Source organism: Bacillus paramobilis, assembly GCF_038096195.1.
GTDB classification, from domain to species: Bacteria; Bacillota; Bacilli; order Bacillales; family Bacillaceae_G; genus Bacillus_A; species Bacillus_A mobilis.
This window is the reverse complement of the sequence record NZ_CP151108.1, coordinates 1,377,128-1,392,193: the sequence shown is the minus strand read 5'-3', so window position 1 is coordinate 1,392,193 and position 15,066 is coordinate 1,377,128. Positions and strand designations below refer to the sequence as shown.

20 protein-coding genes and 1 pseudogene are annotated in these 15,066 nt (G+C 34.8%); 6 read left to right on the top strand and 15 right to left on the bottom strand.

The genetic code is table 11. The features are described 5' to 3' along the window. The first annotated feature begins 251 nt into the window (after nucleotides 1-251). The gene (locus AABL52_RS07390; RefSeq protein ID WP_000818926.1) at nucleotides 252-1,352 is read left to right on the top strand and encodes an ABC transporter ATP-binding protein; all 1,101 of its coding nucleotides are present in this window, start codon (nucleotides 252-254) and stop codon (nucleotides 1,350-1,352) included. A 66-nt stretch (nucleotides 1,353-1,418) separates the two neighbouring features. On the opposite strand, the gene AABL52_RS07385 is transcribed toward AABL52_RS07390, so the two are convergent. From AABL52_RS07385 to AABL52_RS07375, 3 genes are all read right to left on the bottom strand, one after another. Next, the gene (locus AABL52_RS07385) at nucleotides 1,419-1,928 is read right to left on the bottom strand and encodes an SDR family NAD(P)-dependent oxidoreductase (RefSeq protein WP_000218416.1); all 510 of its coding nucleotides are present in this window, start codon (nucleotides 1,926-1,928) and stop codon (nucleotides 1,419-1,421) included. A gap of 64 nt (nucleotides 1,929-1,992) precedes the next feature. Beyond that, nucleotides 1,993-2,091, bottom strand: a complete 99-nt coding sequence (locus AABL52_RS07380) for a hypothetical protein (RefSeq protein ID WP_000145656.1) — start codon at nucleotides 2,089-2,091, stop codon at nucleotides 1,993-1,995. A gap of 334 nt (nucleotides 2,092-2,425) precedes the next feature. Continuing rightward, the gene (locus AABL52_RS07375; protein WP_000769077.1) at nucleotides 2,426-2,881 is read right to left on the bottom strand and encodes an RDD family protein; all 456 of its coding nucleotides are present in this window, start codon (nucleotides 2,879-2,881) and stop codon (nucleotides 2,426-2,428) included. A gap of 131 nt (nucleotides 2,882-3,012) precedes the next feature. On the opposite strand from AABL52_RS07375, the gene AABL52_RS07370 reads away from it, so the two are divergent. Beyond that, nucleotides 3,013-3,444: a DUF3997 domain-containing protein gene (locus AABL52_RS07370; protein ID WP_000758776.1), complete on the top strand. Its 432-nt coding sequence runs from the start codon at nucleotides 3,013-3,015 to the stop codon at nucleotides 3,442-3,444. A 46-nt stretch (nucleotides 3,445-3,490) separates the two neighbouring features. On the opposite strand, the gene AABL52_RS07365 is transcribed toward AABL52_RS07370, so the two are convergent. Both AABL52_RS07365 and AABL52_RS07360 read right to left on the bottom strand, forming a co-directional pair. Then, nucleotides 3,491-4,255, bottom strand: coding sequence for a hypothetical protein (locus AABL52_RS07365; RefSeq protein ID WP_000973890.1), 765 nt, complete (start codon nucleotides 4,253-4,255; stop codon nucleotides 3,491-3,493). Nucleotides 4,256-4,291: 36 nt separating this feature from the next. Further along, nucleotides 4,292-5,020 carry a DUF4184 family protein gene (locus AABL52_RS07360; RefSeq protein WP_341519117.1) on the bottom strand — a complete coding sequence of 243 codons (729 nt, stop codon included), beginning with the start codon at nucleotides 5,018-5,020 and terminating at the stop codon, nucleotides 4,292-4,294. Nucleotides 5,021-5,195: 175 nt separating this feature from the next. On the opposite strand from AABL52_RS07360, the gene AABL52_RS07355 reads away from it, so the two are divergent. Together AABL52_RS07355 and AABL52_RS07350 are read left to right on the top strand one after the other, a co-directional pair. After that, nucleotides 5,196-5,438, top strand: coding sequence for a hypothetical protein (locus tag AABL52_RS07355; RefSeq protein WP_341519701.1), 243 nt, complete (start codon nucleotides 5,196-5,198; stop codon nucleotides 5,436-5,438). Between the two features lie 10 nt (nucleotides 5,439-5,448). Continuing rightward, nucleotides 5,449-6,174: an AAA family ATPase gene (locus tag AABL52_RS07350; protein ID WP_341519116.1), complete on the top strand. Its 726-nt coding sequence runs from the start codon at nucleotides 5,449-5,451 to the stop codon at nucleotides 6,172-6,174. Nucleotides 6,175-6,205: 31 nt separating this feature from the next. Here AABL52_RS07350 and AABL52_RS07345 read toward each other — a convergent pair whose 3' ends face one another. The 3 genes from AABL52_RS07345 to AABL52_RS07335 form a co-directional block, all read right to left on the bottom strand. After that, the gene (locus AABL52_RS07345) at nucleotides 6,206-7,381 is read right to left on the bottom strand and encodes an acetyl-CoA C-acetyltransferase (RefSeq protein WP_088097600.1); all 1,176 of its coding nucleotides are present in this window, start codon (nucleotides 7,379-7,381) and stop codon (nucleotides 6,206-6,208) included. A 139-nt stretch (nucleotides 7,382-7,520) separates the two neighbouring features. Further along, nucleotides 7,521-7,970, bottom strand: a complete 450-nt coding sequence (locus tag AABL52_RS07340; protein ID WP_000540530.1) for an NUDIX hydrolase — start codon at nucleotides 7,968-7,970, stop codon at nucleotides 7,521-7,523. Between the two features lie 110 nt (nucleotides 7,971-8,080). After that, nucleotides 8,081-8,374 carry a DUF3928 family protein gene (locus AABL52_RS07335; RefSeq protein ID WP_000288327.1) on the bottom strand — a complete coding sequence of 98 codons (294 nt, stop codon included), beginning with the start codon at nucleotides 8,372-8,374 and terminating at the stop codon, nucleotides 8,081-8,083. Between the two features lie 160 nt (nucleotides 8,375-8,534). Between AABL52_RS07335 and AABL52_RS07330 the strand changes: the two genes are divergently transcribed. Beyond that, on the top strand, nucleotides 8,535-9,152 hold the full coding sequence (locus tag AABL52_RS07330; RefSeq protein WP_000371626.1) for a hypothetical protein: 618 nt from the start codon (nucleotides 8,535-8,537) through the stop codon (nucleotides 9,150-9,152). A 15-nt stretch (nucleotides 9,153-9,167) separates the two neighbouring features. Here AABL52_RS07330 and AABL52_RS07325 read toward each other — a convergent pair. The 4 genes and pseudogenes from AABL52_RS07325 to AABL52_RS07310 form a co-directional block, all read right to left on the bottom strand. Beyond that, a pseudogene (locus AABL52_RS07325) lies at nucleotides 9,168-9,435 on the bottom strand (DNA-binding protein). A gap of 51 nt (nucleotides 9,436-9,486) precedes the next feature. Continuing rightward, nucleotides 9,487-10,248 carry a DUF1129 domain-containing protein gene (locus tag AABL52_RS07320; protein ID WP_341519115.1) on the bottom strand — a complete coding sequence of 254 codons (762 nt, stop codon included), beginning with the start codon at nucleotides 10,246-10,248 and terminating at the stop codon, nucleotides 9,487-9,489. Between the two features lie 13 nt (nucleotides 10,249-10,261). After that, nucleotides 10,262-11,029, bottom strand: coding sequence for a DUF1129 domain-containing protein (locus AABL52_RS07315; RefSeq protein WP_341519114.1), 768 nt, complete (start codon nucleotides 11,027-11,029; stop codon nucleotides 10,262-10,264). Next, nucleotides 11,029-11,361 (bottom strand): PadR family transcriptional regulator, encoded by a 333-nt coding sequence (locus tag AABL52_RS07310; protein ID WP_000107987.1) that lies wholly within the window; start codon nucleotides 11,359-11,361, stop codon nucleotides 11,029-11,031. Before AABL52_RS07310 ends, AABL52_RS07315 begins: the two co-directional genes overlap by 1 nt. Nucleotides 11,362-11,556: 195 nt before the next feature. Here AABL52_RS07310 and AABL52_RS07305 point away from each other — a divergent pair, with 195 nt between their 5' ends. Then, nucleotides 11,557-12,333, top strand: coding sequence for a 3-hydroxybutyrate dehydrogenase (locus AABL52_RS07305; protein WP_341519113.1), 777 nt, complete (start codon nucleotides 11,557-11,559; stop codon nucleotides 12,331-12,333). A 58-nt stretch (nucleotides 12,334-12,391) separates the two neighbouring features. Here AABL52_RS07305 and AABL52_RS07300 read toward each other — a convergent pair whose 3' ends face one another. The 3 genes from AABL52_RS07300 to mtnK form a co-directional block, all read right to left on the bottom strand. Further along, on the bottom strand, nucleotides 12,392-12,529 hold the full coding sequence (locus AABL52_RS07300) for a YvrJ family protein (RefSeq protein ID WP_000393345.1): 138 nt from the start codon (nucleotides 12,527-12,529) through the stop codon (nucleotides 12,392-12,394). Nucleotides 12,530-12,749: 220 nt separating this feature from the next. Then, nucleotides 12,750-13,811: an S-methyl-5-thioribose-1-phosphate isomerase gene (gene mtnA, locus AABL52_RS07295; protein ID WP_341519112.1), complete on the bottom strand. Its 1,062-nt coding sequence runs from the start codon at nucleotides 13,809-13,811 to the stop codon at nucleotides 12,750-12,752. Continuing rightward, nucleotides 13,808-14,989 (bottom strand): S-methyl-5-thioribose kinase, encoded by a 1,182-nt coding sequence (gene mtnK, locus AABL52_RS07290; RefSeq protein ID WP_341519111.1) that lies wholly within the window; start codon nucleotides 14,987-14,989, stop codon nucleotides 13,808-13,810. Before mtnK ends, mtnA begins: the two co-directional genes overlap by 4 nt. Nucleotides 14,990-15,066 lie beyond the last annotated feature (77 nt).

The window sequence follows — 15,066 nt, the reverse complement described above, 5'->3', positions numbered from 1 at the left end:
CCATTTCATTCATAATTCGATTTTCTTTTTTAAGGCGCAAACGTTTTCATTAATGAATGATAACAGATTCTATCTTAATTTAAAATAGCGCTTACAACTTTTGTTCTTATTTTTCTAAGAAAACATATGAAAATTACTAATATTCCTCTAACAAATGAAAACGTTTTATTTTTTTGTTTATTTTTTAAATCTATTAGTTTATAATGAACTCAAAGAAAACGTTTGCATAATTATTTCTAGGGGGAAATACCATGGCAGAACTGAAATTAGAAAACATTTATAAAATATATGATAATAACGTAACAGCTGTAACAGACTTCAATTTACACATTCAAGATAAAGAATTTATCGTATTTGTCGGTCCTTCTGGATGCGGAAAATCTACAACATTACGAATGGTAGCTGGACTTGAAGATATTTCAAAAGGAGAGTTTTCAATTGATGGTAAGCTAATGAATGATGTCCCTCCAAAAGATCGCGATATCGCAATGGTCTTCCAAAACTATGCTTTATATCCACATATGAGTGTGTATGATAATATGGCATTTGGATTAAAACTTAGAAAAATACCAAAAGACGAAATCGATCGTCGTGTGAAAGATGCAGCAAAAATTTTAGGACTGGAACAATATTTAGATAGAAAACCGAAAGCGTTATCTGGTGGGCAACGTCAACGTGTTGCGTTAGGTAGAGCGATTGTTCGAGACGCGAAAGTTTTCTTAATGGATGAACCTTTATCCAACTTAGACGCTAAATTACGTGTTGCAATGCGCTCAGAAATTTCTAAATTACACCACCGCCTTGGAACAACAACGATTTACGTAACACATGATCAAACAGAAGCAATGACAATGGCTTCACGTCTCGTTGTTATGAAAGACGGAAAGATTCAACAAATCGGAACGCCAAAAGAAGTATATGAAACACCTGAAAACATTTTCGTTGGTGGATTTATTGGCTCTCCAGCGATGAATTTCTTCCGTGGTAAATTAACTGAAACCGATTTCGTTATAGACAATGCAATAAAAATTAAAGTAACTGAAGGAAAAATGAAAATGTTGCGTGAACAAGGCTATGTACATAAGGAAATAGTTTTAGGTATTCGCCCTGAGGACATGCATGATGAACTCTTATTTTTAGAAGCTTCTCAATCTACCGCCTTTACAACAAAAATCGAAGTTGCTGAATTACTAGGTGCTGAATCTATTTTATATATGAAACTTGGAAATCAAGATTTTGCAGCACGTGTTGATGCAAGACATACATTTTCACCTGGAGATCAAATTAAACTAGCATTTGATATGAATAAAGCGCATTTCTTTGATAGCCAAACTGAACAACGAATTCGTTAAAAAATAACTTTCTACTATATAACATACAAAAAAACCGTCCACATATTTTGAGGGCGGTTTTCATTATTATACGAGGGCTTCTACTGTATGAAATGATTGTCCTTTCGTGCCAATAATACCGAAAATCGGTAAGTCACTCAGCACCACTTCTTCTTGCTGTTTCATAAAAGATGACGTTAATTGTTTTATCTCTATCCAAACGTCATTAATACAAAGTACATTGGAATCGTTCTCTTGTTGGCGAGAAAAAATAGAATCTATTTTATATAAACCAGCATTTTGAAAAAGCATATCAATGCGACTGAATGCATTCAAAGTAATGCTGATTACGCGTTGCCAATCACCTTGCTTCTCCATATCATAGGATACAAAAAGTGCTTCTCCGCCTAGATTCGTAATTTCCTCCACTGTTGCTTGTCCACTTTCTTGATCAATGTCCGTCACAATTACTTTTGCGCCTTGTTTAGCCAACAAAAGAGCTGTATTACGTCCAATACCGATGCCACCGCCAGTTACGATAGCAACTTTTCCTGCAAGCTTCATTTTCATTACCCCTTCTATAAGTCTTACCGTTATTCAGTATACTTCTTTATGAGATTAGTCTGCAAGCAAGAAAAATTGCTTATTCATTTGTAAGCGATTACTTTTTTATTCCTTCTTTTTTCTTACTATTACGCTGATCGAAAACTAATCCGATGAAAATTAAAATCCCCCAAAAGATTACGCTACCTCCAGTCATTTCAATTTCCCCCTTATTATATAAAGATATTATTTTAATCATTATAACATTTTCTTAATTTTCAATCTATTAAAACCAAAAATGATATGGATTAACTTTTTCTTATTATATATCCTTTAAAATATATTTGAATAATAAAGTGAAACTTTAATCAGTGGGGGTTTTCTTCATCCCCCACTGATTATTAGCCCTCACCAATCGGACTTTAATGGGCAGCCCGACCCCCACCTAAATTCTTTGCTTTCGCTGAATTTTGAGGTGAGGGTCTTACTGCCCATTAAAGCGGGGTAAAAAAAGACCCTCTTATTTTATGTATAAAAAGGTCTCTGTTTTATTATACAAGACTTATCACTTTTGTTTTTGTAATTAAATCTTGAAAACCACAATTATCTTTGCGGAATAACATCATATATACGTTACATAATATCGGAATTCCAAGTAGCAATATGTTCGGTAATAACAATACAAAAAATCTTATAATTAATGTTTGTAATGTTAACTTTTCACTCTTCAATGAAATCATTTTTATTCTCGTTACCTTTTTACCAAGTGTAACACCGTTCCAAATAAAGGGCACCAAAATAAAATATATCGCCATTAATATAAAAACTACTGCTAGATCATACCTATAATCACCAAAACTAATATTAAAGCGATTAAAAATAGCACTATAATTTCCGGTCATAATAGCTACTACTGCACCATACATAACCGAGATTAAAAACATGTCAATTAGGGAAGCACCTATGCGATTCATTACAAGCGCTGGACGATGCATCTTTAACTTCATTTTATGTCGACTCCTTCATATCCTTCTTTACCCGTCTCATCGTACCACTTCTAAAAAACATTGTAAACTGGCGTTTCTCTTACTTTTCTTGTACAATGTGTTACAACAGCATTATAAAGGAGGTTCCCATATTGAAAAAATGGATAATCCTATTCGTCGCATTCCTATTAGCCGGTTGTGCTGGAAATACAAATCATATAACTTATACGATTAACGATGAATACGAACTCATACGTACTTCTGGAAATGCATTTGAACTTTTCCCATCGCAAGATGCTGTATATGCCACACAATACATTCCTGCAAAACTTACAGACATAGCTTGGGATGATAAATACATTATTGCAAAACAAATTGAGGAAAAATCAGATCCGAATAACCCTGACGGGGCAATTGCAAATAAAAAAAGTGAGCATTATTGGATTATTGACGTAAAGCATAATAAACGGTTTGGCCCTTATAATGAAAAGCAATTTAATGAACAAAAAGATGCGTTTAAAATTAAGGTACCTTTTCAAAGTGTAGATTCATACATAAAAGAACAGAAAAAACAGTCAGCATAATATTTTAAGCGCTGACTGTTTTTTCTTACATGTTTTTAAAAACATCTTACTCAGAAAGTGGGATATTAAAAATTTGTGGCTCTTTTACGACATCTTGCGTTTCTGCATCTGCTGCGACTACATTATCTGTTGTAAACTTTATATCTTTTACCTTTTCTTTTCCATCATCAAGTATTAAGCCGATAATACCATCTCTTGTTTCACCAGGCTTATAGTCTTCCCTTGATACATTTTTTGTACCAACGAGCGTATCTTCATCATATAAAAAGTTTTGAGTTGCTACTTTAAAATGTTGTTTATCATTAATCGTAACATCATTCATAGAGAAAAATTGTATATTTTTATTCCCGCTATTTTCCACCTTATATGTAATTTCAACGTAACGAATCGTATCACTAATCTCTGTACCACTTATCGATGCATATAACTCCGCATCTTCTTGACTGACTTTATCTCCTAATCTACGCTTTACTTCTTCAGGAGTTAATGCCGTATATACTTTTAATGTGTTTTTTGCATCTTTACTCATCTGCGATAAAGAGATTACTTTCACATCTTGTACGTGAATTTTCATTGGCGCTACTTCAAATGTTTGATTCACAGAATGAATCTGTTCTAATTTAAAAGTCCCCCATCCTGTTTCTTTCACTTTTTGTCCTACTTTTTTCAGCTCACGCCCACCATATTCTTTTGTTTCAGGAATAGATTCTTTCTTCTTCGGTTCAGCTTTCTTTTCTTCTTGATGGAAGCAACCACTTAACATAAGAAGAAAACTACATAAAACAAAAATACTTTTCCATGCTTTCATCATATAATTTCTCCTAACACTATCATTCATTAATATCAATTAGTCCCTTGCTTTGTAAACTATAGAAACAATGAGAAGTCCACAAAACGAACTTGTCAGTCCAGATACTATTATACCTCCTATTTGGAAAATATGAAAATAGGGATCTACGAACGCGTGAACGATAAAAATAAGGGCTGCCACAATTATTGCCGAAACCCAATACTTCCTTTTTTCTGAAGCTATCATAATATCTTTCTCTGTTTTATCTTTATACTTCCATAGTATGTATAATAGTAATAATAAACCTACACATGTACTTCCGTGTTGCATATATTTATACACCGGGATACTATGTAATTCCCTTTGTAACAATGGTATTTCCATAACGAAATAGCCTGTCTTATGAGTAAACGCATCCCAAACGACATGCGTGAGCATACCGAATAAAGCAGAACAGCAAAATACAAAGAAATCCTTCCATGTATGAAGCACCCACCTCTCATCTACTGCATATGTATAGTAGCCTGCAAATAGTTTAGGTAAATGTGTTATAAACGGCTTTTTTAAAATGTAATGATACATATATGCGAATAGAAATACAAGTGGTAAATTTAAATATAAGAACCCAAGCCATGTATGCCCAATAACACCATACGGTCTAAAGTGTAAAAAATATTCAAAATCAGGCGCCATACTCCCTAATATAAGAGCCGTTACTGAAATATATTTGGACTGCCTTCTCACAAAAGGAAGGACTGCTGCTGGATGCGCAAATGTAAACGGCATGTTTTAACTCCTTTTCATATCTTCAATAGAATACCATCTATCATAACGAGAGAATTGATCTTGATGCAATATTTATTTTCACATTGGAATATGATAGTTTACATGTTATAATCCACATAAAATATTCAGAAAATAAGGAGAGGTTCACGTTTCATTAACACTTGCCTTTTTTCTCATTCTGCTTATCTTCTTTGTACTTACATACATCAGCTTTTTTCTGTGGAAGCACTTAAAAATTATAAAATATATGCCTGCTCTCGTTGGTTTTATAAGCGTTCTTTTTATTTTCATATGGAAGAGAATGACTTTCGGCTGGGAAGGTCTTGGCTTTGGCGCACTTCAATATACAATACTATTTGCAAGTTGCCTCACCCTTTTATTTGCTGCTTTTTTAGAATCAAAATCCGTTATGAATTGAGGTTTATATATTGATTGACGTACCCTTTTTAAAAAATGTCACATTAAAGAAAGAAAATATCCCTAGTTTTTCCACATATCCTTACTGTTTACCCGCTATCCAAAAATTACAATCTCTAGCTTTTCATCCAAATGTAACATTCATTATTGGAGAAAACGGAACGGGCAAATCAACATTACTCGAAGCAATTGCTATTGCTTTAGGATTTAATGCAGAAGGTGGAACGAAAAATTTTCGCTTTAGTACAAACGATTCACATTCATCTTTACATGAATACCTGCGAATTTCCAAAAGTTTCAATACACCAAGCGACGGTTTCTTTCTTCGCGCTGAATCATTTTATAACGTCGCTTCCTATATTGATGAAATAGATGCTATAAAATCTTATGGAGGTGTTTCACTTCATGAGCAATCCCATGGTGAATCATTTTTCTCCTTATTTATGAATCGTTTTTCAGGACAAGGTTTATACATTTTAGATGAGCCTGAGGCCGCTCTATCACCAATGAGGCAACTTTCCATGCTTATTCGAATGCACGAACTAGCGGAACAAGGTTCACAATTTGTTATCGCGACGCATTCTCCTATTTTAATGGCTTATCCTGAATCCACTATATATTCTTTAACACAAGAAGGGATTCATGAATCCACATTAGAAGAAACCGAGCATTACCAAACGACAAAACTTTTCTTTGAAAATCGTGATCGACTATTTCATCATTTATTTGATTCTTAATAAAAAAGAAGCAGCGATTGCTGCTTCTTTTTTATAGTGCTTCTATAAATAATGCTACCCCAATACCGCCACCGACGCATAGGGAGGCAATTCCTTTTTCTAAACCGCGTCTCTTCAATTCATGAATTAAACTTACCGTAATACGAGCTCCTGTACAACCGATTGGATGTCCAAGACCTACACCACTACCGTTTACATTCACTTTTTCACGATCTAAACCTAATTCTTTCTCTACAGCTAGGTATTGTGCAGCGAAAGCTTCATTAATTTCCAGTAAATCAGCATCTTCTAATGACCAATCTACTTTTTCTAACCCTTTACGAATTGCTGGTGCTGGTCCAATACCCATAATTTTCGGATCTACTCCAGCTACTGAATATCCAACAATTCTAGCTAACGGCTGTAAACCTTTTTCTTTCGCTTTTTCTTCGCTCATTAATACTAGAACCGCACTTCCATCATTAAGGCCCGATGCATTCCCTGCCGTTACAGATCCATCTTTACGGAAAGCTGGTTTTAATCCTGCTAATTTTTCCGCTGTAATATCTGCACGTGGATGTTCATCCTTCGAAAATACTACTTCTTTTCTACGTTCTTTTATCGTAATAGGAACAATTTGCTCGTCAAAGTATCCAGACTCGATTGCTTGCAGTGCCAATGTATGACTGCGAAGCGCAACTTCATCTTGTTCCTCTCTTGTAATTTCATATTGGTCAACTAAGTTTTCCGCAGTTTCACCCATCATAATATGGTGAATCGGATCTTCTAGTACTTCCCACACCGTATCACGAATTTCTCCGTGCTGTAGACGTTGTCCCCAGCGGTGCTGTTTTAATGCATAAGGGCTTGAACTCATTGCTTCTACTCCACCTGCAATAACAACATCACTTACACCTAATTGAATTTGCATTGCAGCTGACATAATTGCTTGCATACCTGAAGAACATTGGCGTTGGATTGTATAACCCGTAACTGTGTCAGGAAATCCTGCCGCTAATGCAGCTGTTCTTGCAGTATTTGCTTCATCAGTTCTTTGAATACAATGACCTAAAATTACTTCATCAACTTCGTGTGGTTCTACCCCGCCTCGTTTTACAGCTTCCTGAAGTACAGGAACCGCTAATTCTACTGGCGTTACATTTTTTAGCGCTCCTCCAAAAGTCCCAATTGGCGAACGAACTGCAGCTGTAATAACAACATTATGCATTTTGCACTTGCCCCTCTCTTATGTACCCTAGTCAGTTTTTAGGTGAAATTCCATAAGATGTATGTCTACATCTATCATACTATAAACATACTAAAAAATCAAAATATTTAATATAATAAAAATAGAAGGAATTAACCTTCTATTCTGTTAATGCATATAAAAATTTTTGTAAAATTTTCTCTGTCGTTTCATTCAATTTTGGTAACTTATCTACCGGAAAATATTGAAGCTTCAACCCCTCATGATCAAGCCTTAACTCTCCACTCACATGATGCCCCTGATACAGATGAATGACATTAAAGATTTCATCTCCATTAGGATAACGGAAATATACTTCCTTTCCTGATAAGACACCTAGAAATTGCATTATTTTTGCAGTTAATCCCGTCTCCTCGAATAATTCTCGGCGAGCAGTTTCTTCCGTCGTTTCTCCTAGTTCCATCGCGCCGCCAGGTACACCCCAATCATATGTATCTGAACGATATTGAAGTAATACTTCTTGATTATCATTTAGTATAATTATTGCTGATCCAACGAGAATAAGTGGTCTTGTCCCAACGACTTTGCGTAATTCTTCAATATACCCCATTATGTAAACTCTCCTTTCCTCACCCTCCCTTATCATAACAAAATTTTTCTCCTTTTGTTGATGTAATTTCCAAGAAAAAAAAGGAAGCTTTCGCTTCCTTTTTTTCATTCTTATTTCTTAAAACTTTCATATTTTACAGCTTCAAAAGCTTCTTCAATTTCATCATTACGATAATGCACGTATGTAAAGCGCCCTAACTCTACTAATCTTGCTATTTCTTGTAACGCTTTATGTTGCTCATATGTTTCCTCCAGCTTAATATGTACATAAAACTTCATTAATGGATGTTCATATAAAGGTTCTCCCACCTCTACATATACATCTTCCACCCCTTGTACAACTCTTACATAACTCGCAAATTGATAAAGAGCTTCTCTGTCTGAAACGATTTTTAATGTATACATATATTCTCCCCCTTTTCTTTACTATATCAAAAAGATGATCACACTACGTTATAGAACTATGAAATTTTTTCGACTTGTAATAAACAAGGCGTTTATCCATACATAGGGTCTTTTCTCAACATATATTATAGGAAGAATTTTTTCAGTTGAGGTGTTCCTTATGGATCCATACGTCAATATATGTATTTGCATTACTCCAGGCGCCAATATTTCTGATGACCGTATCGCAAAAGATTTAGCAGTTGCAGAATCAATTTGGCACCCGATTACATTTCAAATTAAAGACGTAATTATTTTAAATGAACTTTTCCGTTTTTCTGACCGTGAAATTAGTTATAAAAATTCTATTCAAAGTCAGGAAAAATTAGCATCCTTTTTCCAAACGTGTGTAAATGAAGCTCCTGAATGCGACCTTTACATTTGTTATATTGGCAGTGATTATTTTAAAGAAACAGCCGTCATTGCCTGTGCTTACTCTTTAGCAAAACAACAGCAACTTACTGGTTATATCGTTTTAACAAATTCGGCTGCTCCTATGAAAAATATATATACACTCGCTCACGAAGTCGGTCATATTTTATTTACAAGACGTGTTCATGGAAAACTTACTCACGCAGATCCTCATTCCCCAACTGGCTCGGAGCACCATCCTTCTCCATCAAATCTTATGTATCCGATAGTCCCGCGCCCTGAAAATGTCCACATTCAGTCACTATTAACGAACGAACAAAAAGCACTCTCTTTACAAAGTGCTTTATTACAAAGAAAAAAACAGTAACAATCTTGTTACTGTTTAAAACAACTTATTCCAATCCATAAACGAAAGCCCGGCTGCAAAGGATACACTATACACCTAAACCGAATCCCTCTAAAAATCAAAATATAGTATTTCTTTGGAAATAATTTTTTGTATATCCAAAGCAGCCCTTTTCCTATTAAACCGAAGAACAAAACATAACCCGATGTGTCATCTAATAAAGTATCGAAATAGTCATCGTGTACTTTTTCGAGAAGGTAGTATATATATCCAAAATCGTTAAACCTAGAAATATACTTTGCATGTTTGCTCCCCCCTTAATAAAAAATCCAGTTCATTCACTATTAATATAAAGCTAGCTTACAGTTTTTTTCTCCTCATTTTTAAAAGACCATCTCATTAATACATATAAACTTCCGTACAGAAGTAAAGGTTCTAACATTCCCCAATATGGGTTTTGCTTCCCTAATTCTTTAAATACAAACATAATTAATAGTGGTACGATAACAGCTAATATTCCAATCCATCCAAGTATATACGCTTCACCAATTAACAACACTAATAAGACAATTCCAGCTAATATATAACTTTGCATAGTAGTTAATTGCAATACAGGTGTCCCATACCACTTGTTCATAAACATTAATAATACTAGTAATAAAATTGGCAGCAAAGATGCTACATAAATAATGCTAAATTCTTTTATTTTGCTCTTAAATGAAGACATTTTAAAAGCAAGTATAGTCCCTACAATCGTAATCATTAAAACAATTGGATACCCAATCAACTGTACATTTGTTAATGTAAATTCATAATTAGGGTTTTCAAATAATATATTAGTTAGCAGCCAATATCCGCCAATACCAATAATCATCCCTAAAATACTCTTTATACTCCCGCCTTTATCCTTTTCCATCTCTTTCGCTAATTCTTCCGCATAATCTTTTGGTGAATCACCGAATATATCACTTACCGTCTTTCCCTCTTTCTCGCCTTCTATTAAATGAAGTTCTGCATCTTCTAGAAAGGCGTCCACATCTTCTTCTTTCATTCCTTTTGTTATTAAATACACTTTCGTATCGATTAAAAACTTTTCTCCTTCTTTAGAAATCTGCATGATAACCCCTCCCTTATTTAACCGTTTCTCTTTTATTCGTCTTCAGCATAATTTCAAGGAAAATTAAAATAAACAAACTTCCGTATAAACATATAATCTGAAATAACATTGGCATGAGATCTTCCGAAGTAAATGTTTTAAATACTAACATAATAGAAAGTGGAATGATTAAATATAAGTTTTTAAACCATCCTTCGAAATACATATTTATTGCTACTGTGATAATAAAAATAGCTCCAGCTAATATATAACTTTGCGTTTGGGTGAATGTAAACATTTTTGTAGGATAGATCACATCTAATATCGTAACAACTCCTATTAAAAACATTGGCGCAATCATAACTAAAAACCACATAGAAAACCACGTTTTTGTAAAACTTGTTACGAAGGTCATTTTACGAAGTAGAAAATTAGGACCTATAACAACTAAAATCAAGGAAAAGCTATACCCAACGCACTGAATAAGTGAAATCTGTAACATTCCGTTATTCACTATTAAGATAGAAGCAATAATCCAAAACGATACGATATTCATTACTGTAAAACCAATTTGCTTCCACGTTTCCTGTCTATCCTTTTCCATTACTTTTACAAGTTCATTTGCATATTCTTTCGGTGAGCTTCCAAAAATATCTTCTACACTTTTCCCATCACTCTCACCCTCGATTAAATGAAGTTCTGCATCTTCTATAAAATTTTCAATATCGCTTTCTTTCACACCCTTTGCCACTAAAAATAATCTCATATCTAATAAAAACTTTCGTGCTTCACTTGATAACATTATTTTTTTCTCCCCTTCCCCTCAAGTAGACGCTCTACACTACTTTGCATCGCTTCCCAGCGATCCATAAATTCATTAAGTGCTTCCTCGCCTTTTTCTGTTAATGTATAATATTTCCGCTTTGGACCAGATGGAGATTCCTTCATTACACTTGTTATTAATCCTTCCTTTTGCATTCGTATTAATAACGGATAAATACTTCCCTCACTCGCCATTGTAAAGCCATACTTCGCTAGCTTTTCACTCATTTCATAACCGTATATTTCACCTTCAGAAATAATAGCAAGTAAGCATCCTTCTAAAATTCCTTTCAGCATTTGACTTGTCGACATAATTCAAATCCTCCCACTATCTTGTTTTACAAGATAGATAAGCGTAAGTATCTTGCTTTACAAAATAGTATAGCAGAGACTATTTTGCAAAACAAGATAGCTAACAATATTTTTCCAAATCTTTGCAGGATTTTTATTATCCACTCTCTAAATAAAGCAATATGAGAACTTTATTACGAAGGGATGTTTTTCATCATGGTTACAAATCGAGTTGTTTTTTTAACAGGTGCTGCAAGTGGTATTGGTTATGAAATGGGAAACGCTTTTGCAAAAGAGGGTGCAAAAGTTGTTATTACCGATCGTCTTGAAGACCGTGCAAAAGAAGCTGCTGAACAATTACAAAAAGAAGGCTATCAAGCTATCGGTTTAAAATGTGATGTTACATCTGAAGAAGAAATTACAGCTGCAATTTCTCAAACGGTTAATCATTTCGGTTCATTACATATATTAATTAATAACGCAGGAATGCAGCATGTTTCACCAATTGAAGATTTTCCAACCAAAAAGTTTGAACAACTTATTAAAATTATGCAAATCGCTCCTTTTATCGCAATTAAGCATGCCTTCCCAATCATGAAAAAACAAAAGTATGGCCGAATTATTAATGTAGCCTCCATTAATGGCCTCGTTGGATTTGCAGGAAAATCTGCCTACAATAGCGCGAAGCATGGCGTAATTGGATTAACAAAAGTTGCCGCTTTAGAAGGCGCTACTCACGGAATTACCGTTAATGCGCTTTGTCCTGGTTATGTCGATACCCCTCTTGTACGTAATCAACTACAAGATTTAGCTACTACACGAAATGTACCACTTGAAAATGTTTTAGAGGATGTCATTTATCCACTTGTACCACAAAAACGCCTATTGCAAGTACAAGAAATCTCTGATTATGCTATGTTTTTAGCGAGCGAAAAAGCGAAAGGTATAACTGGTCAAGCTGTCGTTATCGATGGTGGTTATACTGCTCAATAAAAAATAAAGTTTGCTCACGAAGAGCAAACTTTATTTTACTTTCTATCGCGAGGACCTCCTACTTTAGTAATTGTTTAGGGAGTTTCTCGATTGCCACAATTACCCCATCTAATTTACTTTCAATACGATGGAGTAAATATAATGTTACAACAATCGGAAAACCTACATTACCTACCATCCTGATCCACTCTTCCATCTTTCTCTCCTCCTTTCATTATATAAATAAGAGAAAAGAAAACATTTAGGCATAAAGTGAAACTTTAATCAGTGGGGGTTTTCTTCATCCCCCACTGATTATTAGCCCTCACCAATCGGACTTTTATGGGCAGCCCGATCCCCACCTAAATTCTTTGCTTTCGCTGAATTTTGAGGTGGGGGTCTTACTGCCCATTAAAGCGGGATAAAAAGACAAGCTATTATGTATTAGCTTGTCTTTCAAATAATGATGCAATTTCCTGTTCATAATCTCCTCTTATAATACCTTTCTCGGTAATAATACCTGTAATTAATTCATTCGGCGTTACGTCAAATGCAGGATTATAAACATCAGTTCCAACTGGTGCCACTTGTTTTCCAAAAATTTTCGTAACTTCTGTTTCATCTCTTTCTTCAATAACAATTTCAGCACCTGTTTGTTTCGTAATATCAAATGTCGATAGCGGAGCTGCAACATAGAACGGGATATCAAAATACTTTGCTAATATAGCTAAATTCATTGTTCCGATTTTATTTGCTGTATCTCCATTTGCGACAATTCGGTCCGCTCCTACTATAATCGCGTTTATTTCTTTCGTTTGAATAGCATGAGCTGCCGTATTATCTGTAATAAGTGTTACATCAATATTTGCCTGTTTTAATTCCCAGGTTGTTAAACGCCCACCTTGTAAAACCGGTCTCGTTTCACACGCATACGCATGTAAACGTACACCCTTTTCTTTCCCAATATAAAACGGTGCTAATGCAGTACCATATCTAGCAGTTGCAATACTGCCAGCGTTACAAATTGTTAAAATGTTATCATCATCTTTAAAACATGTTAATGCATGTTCTCCAATACTCCGGCATACTGCTTCATCTTCTTGCTGAATGAGAAGCGCTTCTTCTTCTAATTTTTTTTGCGCTTCTTTTATTGTAGTAATTTCCCGAATGGATTCTCTCATACGATCGATTGCCCAAAATAAATTGACTGCTGTCGGGCGTGACGTTCCTAAATAATTACAATCTCTATTAAACTTCTTTTGAAATTCTTCAATATGTACAGTGTTATATTTTTGGGATGCAAGCGCCAAGCCAAATGCGGCTACAATTCCAATTGCAGGTGCCCCTCTTACTTCTAGCATGACAATACTTTTCCATACATCTTCAATCGTCGTTAATGTTTTGTATTCTGTACTATGCGGCAACTTTGTTTGATTTAATACTGCAATGGCATCCCCTTTCCAACTAACAGACCTCGGAATAGTAACAATTGTACTCATGCTTTTACCCCTCCAGAAACTGTCTGTTGGAATAGTGTTCGGAACAGTTGAATATCAGCGCTCTTAGATTCATATTTTATTAGTTCTCTACCTAAGAATAACGCCTGTTTCTTAGCTTGAATTCTCGTTTCTTTATTTGCTATTTCATCTAAATCAGCTACATGCGCTAAGCCAATTGTTCTACGGATAAGCTCACATCCGGCAAATCCAACGGCATCCGTAAAAATATTTTTCAAAATAATTGGCAACCATTGTCTCTCTTTCGTATATGCTTCTACACCTTCTCCAATCCATAACTTCGTAAAAGTTTCTACAAAATAACTCCATGTTTTCTCAATATGGAAAAATAGCACACTTCTTTTTTCCTCTTCACGTGATAACGCATTTAATAATAAATTTGCAATAAATTGACCAAGATCGAATCCAAATGGACCATATGTTGCAAATTCTGGATCAATCACTTTCGTTTCAGAAGGTGATGAAAAAATACTTCCCGTATGTAAATCTCCATGAATAAGTGCTTCTTTTCTCGTTAAAAATTTATATTTATACTGTGCCACTTTTAGTTTGACAGTTTTGTCACTCCATAGTTCATCTACAGCTAGCTGCAACTCTGGTTCATAATCATTCGTATCGTAATGACCGAACGGATCTGTAAACACTAAATCTTCTGTAATTTTACAAAGGTCTGGGTTTACAAATGCACCTTCTAGTACCCTTTTCTCTTCTGACTCTAATCCTAAATCTGAAGTGTAAAACAACACATATGCTAGAAAACGACCAATATGTTGGGATAAAAGTGGGTACTCCTCTCCATCTATTAATCCTTTTCTTGCAATTGTTAGTCTTGATAAATCTTCTATGACCGTTACCGCTAACTCTTCATCATGACTGTACACTACCGGCACATATTCCGGCACATATTTCGCGAAAATTTGTAATGCTTTACTTTCAATCGTCGCTCTTTTTATAGATAACGGCCAGCTCTCACCAACTACTTTTGCATATGGCAATGCTTGTTTTAGTATAATAGACTTCTCTCCATCACCTAATTTGAACACGTAATTTAAATTTCCATCTCCAATTTCATGACAAACTACATTTGCTTTCTTTTCAAAATAACCGTGTTCTTTCGCATATTGTATAGCTGTCGTTTCAGTTAATGAATAATATCCCATCGTCTTCTCCCCCTTTTTATATTCAGAGGTTTTTCTAAAATAGAAAAACCCCTTTCCACAAAGAAAGAGGTTTGAAG

Excerpts from the sequence above, each read along its gene's own strand:
- AABL52_RS07330 (WP_000371626.1), top strand. The coding sequence starts at position 8,535 with ATGGATCCATACGTCAATATATGTATTTGCATTACTCCAGGCGCCAAT.
- AABL52_RS07305 (WP_341519113.1), top strand. The coding sequence starts at position 11,557 with ATGGTTACAAATCGAGTTGTTTTTTTAACAGGTGCTGCAAGTGGTATT.
- AABL52_RS07300 (WP_000393345.1), bottom strand. The coding sequence starts at position 12,529 with ATGGAAGAGTGGATCAGGATGGTAGGTAATGTAGGTTTTCCGATTGTT.
- mtnA (WP_341519112.1), bottom strand. The coding sequence starts at position 13,811 with ATGAGTACAATTGTTACTATTCCGAGGTCTGTTAGTTGGAAAGGGGAT.
- AABL52_RS07310 (WP_000107987.1), bottom strand. The coding sequence starts at position 11,361 with ATGTCGACAAGTCAAATGCTGAAAGGAATTTTAGAAGGATGCTTACTT.
- mtnK (WP_341519111.1), bottom strand. The coding sequence starts at position 14,989 with ATGGGATATTATTCATTAACTGAAACGACAGCTATACAATATGCGAAA.
- AABL52_RS07365 (WP_000973890.1), bottom strand. The coding sequence starts at position 4,255 with ATGATGAAAGCATGGAAAAGTATTTTTGTTTTATGTAGTTTTCTTCTT.
- AABL52_RS07315 (WP_341519114.1), bottom strand. The coding sequence starts at position 11,029 with ATGTTATCAAGTGAAGCACGAAAGTTTTTATTAGATATGAGATTATTT.
- AABL52_RS07320 (WP_341519115.1), bottom strand. The coding sequence starts at position 10,248 with ATGCAGATTTCTAAAGAAGGAGAAAAGTTTTTAATCGATACGAAAGTG.
- AABL52_RS07335 (WP_000288327.1), bottom strand. The coding sequence starts at position 8,374 with ATGTATACATTAAAAATCGTTTCAGACAGAGAAGCTCTTTATCAATTT.
- AABL52_RS07380 (WP_000145656.1), bottom strand. The coding sequence starts at position 2,091 with ATGACTGGAGGTAGCGTAATCTTTTGGGGGATTTTAATTTTCATCGGA.
- AABL52_RS07390 (WP_000818926.1), top strand. The coding sequence starts at position 252 with ATGGCAGAACTGAAATTAGAAAACATTTATAAAATATATGATAATAAC.
- AABL52_RS07360 (WP_341519117.1), bottom strand. The coding sequence starts at position 5,020 with ATGCCGTTTACATTTGCGCATCCAGCAGCAGTCCTTCCTTTTGTGAGA.
- AABL52_RS07345 (WP_088097600.1), bottom strand. The coding sequence starts at position 7,381 with ATGCATAATGTTGTTATTACAGCTGCAGTTCGTTCGCCAATTGGGACT.
- AABL52_RS07375 (WP_000769077.1), bottom strand. The coding sequence starts at position 2,881 with ATGAAGTTAAAGATGCATCGTCCAGCGCTTGTAATGAATCGCATAGGT.
- AABL52_RS07340 (WP_000540530.1), bottom strand. The coding sequence starts at position 7,970 with ATGGGGTATATTGAAGAATTACGCAAAGTCGTTGGGACAAGACCACTT.